Annotated in this window: 8 protein-coding genes; 2 read left to right on the forward strand and 6 right to left on the reverse strand. The window is 54.9% G+C overall.

Translation table 11 applies throughout. The annotated features are described in order from the left end of the window. Positions 1 to 86 precede the first annotated feature (86 nt). From FC75_RS11505 to FC75_RS11520, 4 genes are read right to left on the reverse strand one after another with little or no spacing between them, the layout of a single operon-like run. Positions 87 to 2,129, reverse strand: a complete 2,043-nt coding sequence (locus tag FC75_RS11505) for a beta-galactosidase (RefSeq protein ID WP_056989957.1) — start codon at positions 2,127 to 2,129, stop codon at positions 87 to 89. Positions 2,130 to 2,180: 51 nt separating this feature from the next. Next, entirely contained in the window at positions 2,181 to 4,418 is a 2,238-nt protein-coding gene (locus FC75_RS11510; RefSeq protein WP_056989958.1) for an alpha-galactosidase, read from the reverse strand. Further along, positions 4,390 to 4,866, reverse strand: coding sequence for an SRPBCC domain-containing protein (locus tag FC75_RS11515; protein WP_054665611.1), 477 nt, complete (start codon positions 4,864 to 4,866; stop codon positions 4,390 to 4,392). Before FC75_RS11515 ends, FC75_RS11510 begins: the two co-directional genes overlap by 29 nt. Before the next feature lie 24 nt (positions 4,867 to 4,890). Next, entirely contained in the window at positions 4,891 to 6,195 is a 1,305-nt protein-coding gene (locus FC75_RS11520) for a PTS sugar transporter subunit IIC (protein ID WP_056989959.1), read from the reverse strand. A gap of 128 nt (positions 6,196 to 6,323) precedes the next feature. On the opposite strand from FC75_RS11520, the gene FC75_RS11525 reads away from it, so the two are divergent. Next, positions 6,324 to 7,178 carry an AraC family transcriptional regulator gene (locus FC75_RS11525; RefSeq protein ID WP_054665613.1) on the forward strand — a complete coding sequence of 285 codons (855 nt, stop codon included), beginning with the start codon at positions 6,324 to 6,326 and terminating at the stop codon, positions 7,176 to 7,178. Positions 7,179 to 7,392: 214 nt separating this feature from the next. Further along, positions 7,393 to 7,620, forward strand: a complete 228-nt coding sequence (locus FC75_RS12850; protein WP_056989960.1) for a DUF3955 domain-containing protein — start codon at positions 7,393 to 7,395, stop codon at positions 7,618 to 7,620. A gap of 62 nt (positions 7,621 to 7,682) precedes the next feature. Here FC75_RS12850 and FC75_RS11535 read toward each other — a convergent pair whose 3' ends face one another. Both FC75_RS11535 and FC75_RS11540 read right to left on the reverse strand, forming a co-directional pair. Beyond that, on the reverse strand, positions 7,683 to 10,361 hold the full coding sequence (locus FC75_RS11535; protein ID WP_156403631.1) for an HAD-IC family P-type ATPase: 2,679 nt from the start codon (positions 10,359 to 10,361) through the stop codon (positions 7,683 to 7,685). 433 nt (positions 10,362 to 10,794) lie between these two features. Beyond that, positions 10,795 to 10,989, reverse strand: coding sequence for a hypothetical protein (locus FC75_RS11540; RefSeq protein ID WP_054665624.1), 195 nt, complete (start codon positions 10,987 to 10,989; stop codon positions 10,795 to 10,797). Positions 10,990 to 11,099 lie beyond the last annotated feature (110 nt).

Here is an 11,099-nt window from a genome sequence, read left to right on the forward strand (position 1 = left end):
ATGATTGTCAGAGGAATTATGATATTTCATCTGACAACCGCAAAGGGATTATCGCAATTGGCGGATGTTTTTAGTCTTGCCCAGTCCTAACCACGCCGCAACACACGCACACCGTACGCCGGCAGGGTCAACGGTCCAGCGGCCACGTTCTGGCCAGACTCGGCATCGACCGTCGCCATCGTCGTCGTGACGGCCTGCTTGTCAGCGCTCATATTCATGACAAAATAGTAGGTGCACTTATCCGCGTACCGGGCCTGTACGGACACCTCCGGCCGGGTCTCGGCAAGCAGCGGCGCGCGCAGCTCCCGGTTCTGGCATAGCCGCCCGTAGAAGACATCCAGAAAATCGCGCCCGGTGCGCGGTCCGATGTAATAGGCACGCCCTTTGCCCGCCTGATTAACGGTCAGGGCCGGCGTCCCCTTGTAAAAGTCGGCCTCATAGGTGCCCAGCACCGTGGCGCCGGTCGCTTCCATCAGCTGGTTGAACTCGCTGGTCTGGAAGACCTGTCCCGCGTACGCCAAGCGGTTGTGCTCCCCCTCATACAACGAGTCGAACTCAGTCGGGTGAATACCAAACAGCTTTTGCAGCGGCTGCGGCCACCCGTTCAGCAGCACCGTGTCGTGCGGGTCGACGATCCCGGCGAAGTAAGACGACACGAGCGTCCCGCCACCGGCCACGTAATCGCTCAGCCGCGCCTCAAGCGTCGGCGTCATCACGTACAGCATCGGCGCGATGACGATGTCGTAGCCGGAGAAGTCCCGACTGGTCGGCACCAGTGCGACCGGAATATCATGCTGCCAGAAGTACGCATAGTGATCCTCCAGCGTCTGGAAGTAGCGCTTGCGGTCGCGCCCAAACGCGGCCTCACGCTTTTGCGCCCAGAGGCTTTGCCAGTCGTACAAAATGGCGACCTGGGCTGGACGCTTGCTGCCGCGCACGCCGCCGAGCTTTTCCAGCCGGGCACCGTACGCCGCGACCTCCCGGAACACGCGATTGTGTGGGTCATTGTCGTGGCCGACGACAGCGCTGTGAAACTTTTCGGAGTTGGCGCGGGCCTGCCGGAACTGGAAGTAGAGACTGCCTTCCGAGCCGTGGGCAATCTGCTGAAACGAGCTCAGCGCGTGGACGCCCGGCCGCTTAGCCTTGGCCACCGGCGAGTTGACCCTTGACGGCGTGGACTCCATCACCAGAAACGGTTGGTTTTTCAGACCGTAGAACGTGTCATGCACAAAGGCCGCCTTCATCGCCGTTTCGTAAAACGGTTCGAGGTTGTTGTTCCACTGCGGGTAGGCGTCCCAGGACACGACATCGACGTGCTGCGCAAACTTGGCGTAGTCGATGCCCTCAAGCGGCACAAAGTCCCCGTTTGAGCCCTCCGCCATGAAGTTGGTGGTCACGGGCACAGCCGGATTGACGGCCTTCACCGTCGCCTTTTCCATGTCGAAAAAGTCGATGGTCATGTCGGTGACGAACCGCTTCCAGTCCAGCGCCATGCCGTGCGTCTTGGTGGTTGCCAGCTGGCTGGGCACCTTGATCTGCTGCCAGTCAGTGTAATGGCCGCTCCAAAAACTCATCAGCCAGGCGTCGTTGACCGCCTTGAGGCTGCTGTACTTTTTCTGCAGCCACTTTTGCCAGTTGGCCTCGCACAAGTCGCAGAAGCACTCACCGGAAAATTCGTTGGAGATGTGCCACATGGACAGCGCCGGATTGTTGCCGTAGCGCTCAGCCAAACGCCGGTCGATTTCCTGCACCTTTTGCCGGTAAATCGGGCTCGAGAAGCAGTGGTCGTGGCGAAAGCCGTGGTGGTGACGCTGCAGGCGGTCGTCGACGCGGTTGACCTCGGGGTACTTTTCCGACAGCCAGCGCGGCCGGGCACCGCTTGGGGTCGCCAGCACCACGTTGCCGCCCATTGCGTTGATCTCGTCGAACACCTGGTCCAGCCAGCCGAATTCAAAATGGCCCTCCGTGGGCTCCAGCGCGTCCCACGCAAAGACGCCCAGCGTCACGGTGTTGATGTGGGCCTGCTTCATCAACTCCAGGTCCTGCTTCAAGATTTCTGGATAATCGAGCCACTGGTCGGGGTTGTAATCGCCGCCGTGCATTAGCCGCTGATCGACATCAAAATTCATTATTTGATCACTCCTTATTAACGAAACAGCCGCCATCAGCGGCGGCTGTCACTAGACGGCAATCAGGTGCACCAAGCACGACTGATAATCGCCACGAAGACTGGCTGTATCAGCATTGACGCCATTAAATTGAACTGGCAAAGACAGGCCAATATTCCGTAACACGCTGCCCGATACCGGCACGCTTTGCCCACCAATGCGATAACGCCGGTGGTCATCAAGAAACGGCAACTTTAGGTGATCCGATACGGTTTGACCAGGTGTTGCCAAGATCCGGAAAAAACCGACCAGAGCCTCAGTGGCGTCTTGGTTGACGACCGCCCATGCGTACTCATTATGATTATCACCAGTTGGCCGTAATATTTCAAATCGTCCATTCAAAATCAACTGCTGATTCTTACGGTACTCATGAATCTGAGATCTGAGGGCATTCAGCGTCTTCTGGTCCAACTGGGTCAAATCCAGTTCGTAGCCTAATACGCCAAACGTGGCGACGTCATAGCGCATTGCTAAAGGCGTGGTGCGGCCGACCTGATCATTGGGTACCTTGGTCACGTGATTACTCATCGCGCTCAGAGGATACCCCAAGCTCGTCCCAAACTGAATTTTCAAACGCTCAACCGCATCACTATCATCTGAGACCCAGATCTGCGGTGAGTAGAAGAGAATGCCAAGGTCGAACCGGCCACCACCGCCGGCGCATCCTTCAATGAGTAGGTGCGGATAGGCCTGCAGCAACTTCGTATACAACGCGTACACGCCAAGGATATAACGGTGGAAAAACTCGCCTTGTGGGCGTCCTTGCGCGGCCAAATATGCTGAGTAGGCCTCAGTGATATCCCGATTCATGTCCCACTTGATATAGTCAAGGTGGGTCTCATCAATCACCTTTGCCATCTGGTCAAACAAATCTTCCACTACTGCAGGATTGGCAAAATCGAGCACGTATTGGTGCCGTCCAATTGAACGTCGACCCCGCGGCGGCCCCACGACCCAGTCCGGATACCGCTTGATCATGGTAGTGTCAGGGGACACCATTTCCGGTTCAAACCACAAACCAAACTGCAAGCCACGCTGATGGATTGCGTCGGCAAAACTACCTAACCCATCCGGAAACTTCCTAGTATCGACATGCCAGTCGCCCAGCGAAGAGTTATCCGCATCGCGACCGCCAAACCAGCCGTCATCAAGCACAAAACAATCAATACCGATTTCTTTGCCCCGGTCCGCTAGCCGCATTAGTGCCTGAGGATTCAGATCGAAGTAAGAAGCCTCCCAACTATTGAGCACGATTGGTCGCGGCTGGCCCTGCCATTCCGGTGCGATGACGTGGTGATCAGCAAACATTGCTGACTGCTGGGCCAAGCCACTCATGCCCCTCGCAGAGTACAGGAGCACTGCCTCGGGTGAAGTGAAACTTTTTTGGGGATCCAGCAGCCATTCAAAGTGACTCGGGTGGATGCCCGTCATTAGCCGTGTCTGCTGAAACTCGTTGACTTCGGCGGAGGCCAAGAAGTTACCCGAATAAATCAGGTTTAAGCCATAAGCATCTCCACTGCGGACAGTGGCACCGTTCTTTACCAGAGCCACAAAAGGGTTCTGCTGATGACTGGAGGCGCCATGAAGCGATTCAACACTCACCGTACCTTGGGCCAACGAGTGAGTCTGAACCTGACGTTCGCGCGCCCAGTTTCCTGATAGATGAAGGAACGAATAGTCTGACTCTGGTAAATCAAGCGTGGCGCTGAAAAGGCGCTCAAGTAAGTAGGGGTGATTGCTGCGATTCGTGACTGTCGCCCAGCGGACCACTGCTGCGGCGTCAGCAAACAGGGCATAGTGCAGGACAACTTCGACATCCCAGGTCGAATCGGTAACCGTGAGTGCCAAACAGTCGGCCTGATTGCCAAAAGCGCCAGGCACCGCTAAATTGCGAGGTTTATCATGAGTGACCGAATAAGACTGGTACTTTAGATCAAGGTACAGTGGCGTTTGCCCCGCCTTCAGTGCGATGCTACCCTGTCTGTAATCAGTACTGCCGTATACTGGTAGTTCTTGCATCTGATCGGCCAGACTAAACTGGTGGTCGTTTGCACTGAACTTAACGGTGCCACCAGATTTGCTAACTGGCGTGGCCAGTACTGCCAGCTGCGCCTCGTCGAGGTCCAGCCGCGGGCCAAAGTACAAGTGACCCAGCTCACCGTTCGGAAGCACGTCGATAATGTAGCTGACCTGATTATTACTGAGGTGAAAGAACTTCTCGTTAAATACTTGGAGCGTCGTTGGTGTCACCTACTTTGCTTTCACGCACAGTAGACTGTTCGATCCACTGCATGCGTTTTTTGATGTTACGTCGATAGAGCAGCGTGTAGGCCCAACCGACCCAAGAAAAGCTGCGTTCAAACGTCTTTTTGACGAACGTGTTGGTCTCGCTGTAACTCACCTTGACACCAGCCTGAGTTGGCGTCAGTGCGTATGTTGTCGTGATCTTACCGGCAGCATACGCCACTTCCATAGAAAACCGCTCGTTTGGGATCAGCTCGCTCACAGTCATCGTCGCTGGGACCGGATCTTTATCCGTCTTGGTCCGCAGTGTTGTCGCCACACTCGTGCCCAATTTCAGCTCATGAATGGCGGCATTGCGCGTGTGAAAGTACGCCAGTTGCGACGCCATGATCGTCGCGAACACATCCGCGACTGGCAGCGCCATGTCATAAGCGTAGGTCATTGTTTTGGCCATCGTGATCCCTCCTATGCTAAAACGTTACTGCTCAGTAGCAGAAGCTTCAGCCTCCTTGGCTGCTTGTGCTTTTTCTTCGTTCAGGTACTGCTTATCCAGCACCTTCAGGAACGGAATCCAGATAATTGTTGAAACGACTACAATCACAATCTGGAGAAGACCGCCGCGCCAAGAACCGGTGGCTAACCAGCCTTGCAGAATAATTGGTGTGGACCAAACAACAGTCGCACCGGTCGGGTATGGTACCAAGCCAGTGGCAAAAGCAAAGTAAGAAATTGTCGTCATAATCAGTGGGACAACAATCCATGGAATAAAGATCGTCGGGTTCAGGACCATCGGTACCCCGAAGGTCATTGGTTCACTGATGTTGAAGATTGAAGGAACGGAGGTTAACTCCATGGTGTGCTTCAACCGTGCGGAGTGAGCAATGTACAACCCAGCAAGTGAAATCCCAAGAATCATCCCTGAAGTTTCAAAGCTGCCCGCAAAAGTCGAGCAAATGATGTGAGGAATGGACTTGCCGGCCTGATAAGCATTGTAGTTCTGAATATCGAGCGCGGCGTAGATAGGCGAAACAACTGAGTTCACCAGCAATGTCCCATGGATCCCAAACCACCAAAGGAACTGTGAGAAGAACAGGACAACCAACGTGGCTGGCAGTGTGGCGCCAAGGCCCTGAATTGGAACCTGGAGCACGTCGTAAATGAAGTCAAAGGCGTTGCCCCACTGCGTGAATGTGAAGAGAAAACGGATTAGGGTGAACGTCAGCAGTGATGCCGCACCGGGAATAACAGCGATAAATGACTGCGCGATAGCCGGTGGCACAGACTCAGGCATCTTAATCGTAATGTTGGCATTTTCAAGTTTAGAGTAGATAATGGTGGCAAAAATCCCGGTGATTAAGGCAACGAACATGCCCTTCGAGCCGAGTAGATTGATGTCGATAAAGGCACCAGCCTTGGTGTTGGTGATTGGCAGTAACATAACAAAAGCAGAAAGTGCGATACCGCCTGCATACAGTTGAGTGGCGTGGTAGTGACCTGCCAGGGCGTATGCAACACCGAAGACAACGAACAGCGACGTGATATTCATAGTCGCATTAGAGACTGGACCGAGGAAATTATTCAGGAAATCCATCACGCCTTTTGGCACATATTTGGCAAAGCCAAAAGTCGTTGGCAGATTCTGGATAATAATCATAATAGAGGCAAACATCGTCGCCGGGAACGCAACCATGAAGCCATCACGAATACTCATGAGAAACTTGTTTTGCGAGAACTTGGTCGCCAGAGGCAACACTTTCTCGTTCATGGTGTCTTGTAAGCTCATGTGATTCACCCCTCCTTGGGTTGATAATAGCAACAAGCAAATAAAATTTTGTAAATCGGTTTACAAGGGTTATGATAACGGCATGTAAGCCCTAACAAAATAGTAGAATGTTGAGGTAACATATCCAAATGTCGACAAACTATGAAGCTAACAGAATTGATGATTTTTCTAGTTTAAACCGCAACACCAATTTAGACATCAACGTATACACCTGTGGCAGTGAACGCTGTGATCCAGATCACGCATACGGCCCCACCGTGCGCAGCGGCTATATGGTCTATTTTGTGCTCGCCGGCGAAGGTAGCTACACCGTGCGGAACCATTATTATCCACTTCACACGGGGCAAGGCTTTGTCATCGAACCCCACACATTGATTCGATTCCAAGCAGATCATCAGAAGCCGTGGACCTACCTTTGGATTGGCTTTTCTGGGCGCTCGGCCGAACGGTATCTACGCACCACTGCCCTTAATAATAGCAATCCCACGTTCACCTTTGAAGCGAATGGCGCCGTAGTTCAGGCGGCACAGGCGGTTATTTCCGCCTCGCATACTCAGCGGAATCGCAATCTGCTCATGACCGGTAAGCTGTACGAATTTCTTTTTCAGCTTAGCTCGAGCTACCCCACCACCCAGATAAGCACCAGCCTCGACCAGAAAGAAGTACTAGAATCTGCGCTCTTTTACATCGCCAATAATTATGGCGAGTCACTGTCGGTTAAGGACATTGCCGCCTCACTGCACATTGATCGCACATATCTGCATCGCCTATTCGTCAAGCACGTCGGCCAGTCGCCCCAGCAATACATCAGAAACTATCGGATCCAGCGTGCCACACAATTGCTTCTAGAAACCAGTTACCCGATTCAGGTCATCGCGCGAGCCGTGGGCTACCAAAACTCTTTTTCTTTCTCCAAAGCCTTCAGCCAGCTGGCTGGCAGCTCGCCCCGCACTTATCGGCAGGAACACAGTCTGCAAAAGTGAAGCGTGAAGTTCTCGCTGGCCATAGCCAGAAACCAGTGCTCTAACCATAGAGTGTGACCTGTCTCTCTGGAACAGCGAGGCGATGTTTTCCATGGAACATCACCGGCATGACTCGACGTATGTGATCCCCCTGAACCCGCTAATTTTTGCGTCATTCACGCCAAATGGCTTTATCTCTGCTATGCTCAAGACTCAAGAAACGGAGGCATTATCAATGGGAAAAGAACGGGTTCATCGTTGGGCGCTGCGCCTGGGCACCCTGCTCTTGGTCCTCGGCATCGCCTGCTTCGTGATCAAAGCGTTCACGCCGACCTACCTCGACGCCAGCGGCATGCTGCACGAGTCGTTCTTCCTGCTGCCGCTTGGCTTTGCTGGCCTCTTTGCCAGCATAGTCAGCTACTTGGTGGCCGGCCTCACGCACGGGCAACGTCAGCACGCTTAAGGCGGTGCACAAAAAGCCCCAGGTTCGCGGTTGCGAATCTGGGGCTTTACTTTGGTCTGAAGTTACCTGGCGACTTGCGCCGTGTGATCCCGGTGCGCCCACTTGCGGTAGGACAGCCGGATCATTTTGTCACACTCGGTGACGGCCAGGGTAATGACCCCGGCGCCAATCGCAATGCCCCACTCCAGCCAGGACATCCCCGCCGTGCGGAAGACGCCCTGCATGAACGGAATGTAGGTGAACGACAGCTGCAGCACCATCATCGCTGCAATCACGGCGAACGCCATCGGGTTGGAGAAGAACTGCTTGGACAGCGCCAAGGCGTGGGTGCGGATGTTGAACAGGTAAAAGATCTTACCCAATATGATGATGTTGACCATCATCGTCGACGCCACCTCCGCCGAGACGTAGCCGCCGGCCAGTAGCCAGTCGTGCGCCAGCAGGCCGATGCCCGAAATCATCAGCGACACGTACGCGATTTGGAAAACGTCGTGCCAGTTCATCATCGACGCGTTGTTGGCGCGCGGCGGCCAGGCCATGATCCCCGGTTCCGCCGGCTCCCAGATGAACGCAAACTGAATTGTGATGGCCGAGACCATGTTGATCCACAGCATCTGTGCGGCATTCAGCGGCATGTTGTCCTGCGTCAGGATGGTGATTGCAATGATCAGCCCTTCGGCAAACGACGTCGGGAGTAGGAACAGAATGCTCTTTTTGATGTTGTCGTAAATGCGGCGGCCCTGCGCGATGGCTTTTTCCATCGTCGTAAACTTGTCATCGGTCAGGATCATGTCGGCGGCGTCCTTGGCCACGTCGGTCCCGGATTCGCCCATCGCCACGCCGATGTCGGCCTTTTTCAGCGCCGGCGCGTCGTTGACCCCGTCGCCGACCATCGCAGTGACGTTGCCAGCTTCCTGGAGCGCGGTGACGATCGCCAGCTTGTCGGCAGGCGTGGTGCGGGCGAAGACATCTGTCGAGATCATCGCCTGCGTGCGATCCTTTTCGCTCATCTCGGCCAGCTCGGTCCCGGTGACAACGGTTGGGCTGTCCGCCAGCCCGAGCTTTTTGGCGATGGCCAGCGCGGTGTCCGGATGGTCACCGGTGATCATGCGCACCTTGACGCCCGCCATGCGCATCTGGCGAATCGACGCGATGACTTCCTCGCGCGGCGGGTCAATGATGACGGCCAGCCCCAGGAAGGTCACACCGTGCTCGCAGAGGCCCTCAGTGATCTCGTCGACGCTGTCCGGCATATCCTCGGCCGCAACCGCGATGACGCGCATCCCCTGCTTGGAATAGGCCTGCGTCAGGTCGAGGTAATGCTGCGTATCAAACGACGGGTCAGCGGTCTCGGCCATCGGCAGCACCTTATCAGGCGAGCCCTTGACGAACAGGCGGTGCTGACCGTCCGGCAACCGCATCAGCTTGGCCATGTAGCGGTAGTCCGAGTCAAACGGCAGCATGTCGAGCTCTTCGTAGTCCGGTTCATCGGCAAAACCCTTGTGGTACGCCGTTAAAAAGGACCCGTCCGTCGGCTCGCCATTGATCTCATACTTGCCGTCGATTTCCGCCAGCGTCGTGTCGTTGGCCTCAAAACCGGCGATCAAAAGGTCGCGCAGATCCGCGCGGTCCTTGGCGGTCACCGGTTTACCGCGCAAACTAAATTCGCCAGTCGGCGCGTAGCCCGTCCCGGACACGGTGTATTCGTGGCTCGGGGTGATGATATTGGTGATCGTCATTTCGTTTTTCGTGAGCGTGCCGGTTTTATCGGTCGCGATCACGTCAACGGAGCCCAGGGTCTCAACGGCCGGCAGGGTCTTGACGATCGTATTTTCCTTTTTGACCAGCTGCTGCATGCCCATCGCGAGCACCACAGAGGTCGTCGCAGGCAGCCCTTCCGGCATCGAGCCGACGACCATCGTGACGACCGCCAGCGCCAGCGTGCCAACCGAGTAGTGGCCAGACCACAGGCCGAGGCCAAATAGTAGGACCGCGACGGCAAGAATTGCATAGGAGATCCCTTTGCCGAGATTGTCCAGCTCGGTCATCATCGGCGTCTTACCCTTGCGCACGTCCGCAACGGCCTGGGAAATTTTCCCCAGCTCGGTGTCCTTCCCGGTCGCGACGACCAGACCCATCCCTGAGCCCGTGGCCACGGCGGTTGAGGCAAAGGCCATGTTAGTGCGCTCCGCCAGCGGCGTGTTCGCCGGCAGCGGCTCGACCGTTTTTTCGACCGAGTTAGATTCCCCAGTCAGCGCCGCCTCCTGCATTGATAAGTTATCAATGTCAAACAGGCGCAAATCGGCCGGCACGTTGTCGCCCGCCTCGAGGAACACGACATCGCCCACGACCAGGTCGGCCGAATCGACATCCACGCGCTCGCCGTCGCGGTACACCGTGGCCTCGTGCGACAGCATCTGTTTGATCCGCTCCAGGGCGTTCGAGGCGTTGCTCTCCTGCGAATACCCAATAATCGCGTTGATGATGATGACCAGACCGATAATGATCGTATCGGTCATTTCTCCCATCACGGTTGTCAGTACGGCGGCCCCAATCAAAATGTAAATGATCAGGCTGTTGAACTGGCGAATGAAGATGACCCACTTCGGGGTGGTGTGCGATTCCAGCGCGTTCGGCCCGTTTTCCGCCAAGCGCTTGGCGGCCTCCTGACTGGATAACCCAGCCTCCAGATCCGGCACCTTTAACTCCTGCTGCAACGCAGACACCTCAGAATGGGTCATCGACCTCTGACCATCGGGACTGTCCATGTATCATCATCCTTTTTCGTTATAAATTTGGCATATTGCCATGTCATATTAATTGTATTTTATCCGAATGCTCAGGCGCACGCAACTGGGCTTGGGGCGGATTCTTTCAGCCAAAAAAGCCAGTGCACATTAGGCCCCACAGCAAACCTTGCATCAGGTTACTATTCCTGGCCACACTTTCGCTTCGTCTACATTATCGCTTCCTCCTCTTGGGGTTCTCGTATTCATTTGCCCAATATCCCGAATGGTGCAATATTTGATGCTCCGCCCACTATCTGCAAATCGAATATATGGCGGACACCTTGTCTTACCACGCCGGTCCATATGCTCACATGGTTTTTAAAAATTCCTACATCGAGCCTTGCCAATCGCTACCAGGTTAGCCAAGGCTCGGAACTGTTTCTCTTCAGAGGAACAGCTCTATTCCTTTTTTTCTGCCCATCAGCTTTCTACGTCGTACATTCAGGCGCTTAACCCTTTTCTTCAGAACCTCCCTATTTTTTTCACTTATTTCAGTCTCCAAAGATCGCTGAATAGACCGAATCTCGGCATCTAACGTTGTAATTTGCGCATCAGGTGTCTTCACACCAGTCACTTCCACCGGGTCACCCCCTTGAGTTAAATCAGAGCTCCGCCGTTTTAGTAAACGATTTAATCCCCCAGTTTACAATTCAAGTGCAACACCCTGACGACTAGACCAGAAAGGCCATG

The sequence above is a fragment of the Lacticaseibacillus camelliae DSM 22697 = JCM 13995 genome (genome assembly GCF_001436615.1).
Taxonomy (GTDB): Bacteria; Bacillota; Bacilli; order Lactobacillales; family Lactobacillaceae; genus Lacticaseibacillus; species Lacticaseibacillus camelliae.

What these genes read in the sequence shown, in the direction of transcription:
- FC75_RS11505 (WP_056989957.1), bottom strand. Translation starts at nt 2,129, where the DNA reads ATGAATTTTGATGTCGATCAGCGGCTAATGCACGGCGGCGATTACAAC.
- FC75_RS11515 (WP_054665611.1), bottom strand. Translation starts at nt 4,866, where the DNA reads ATGGCCAAAACAATGACCTACGCTTATGACATGGCGCTGCCAGTCGCG.
- FC75_RS11520 (WP_056989959.1), bottom strand. Translation starts at nt 6,195, where the DNA reads ATGAGCTTACAAGACACCATGAACGAGAAAGTGTTGCCTCTGGCGACC.
- FC75_RS11525 (WP_054665613.1), top strand. Translation starts at nt 6,324, where the DNA reads ATGTCGACAAACTATGAAGCTAACAGAATTGATGATTTTTCTAGTTTA.
- FC75_RS12850 (WP_056989960.1), top strand. Translation starts at nt 7,393, where the DNA reads ATGGGAAAAGAACGGGTTCATCGTTGGGCGCTGCGCCTGGGCACCCTG.
- FC75_RS11535 (WP_156403631.1), bottom strand. Translation starts at nt 10,361, where the DNA reads ATGACCCATTCTGAGGTGTCTGCGTTGCAGCAGGAGTTAAAGGTGCCG.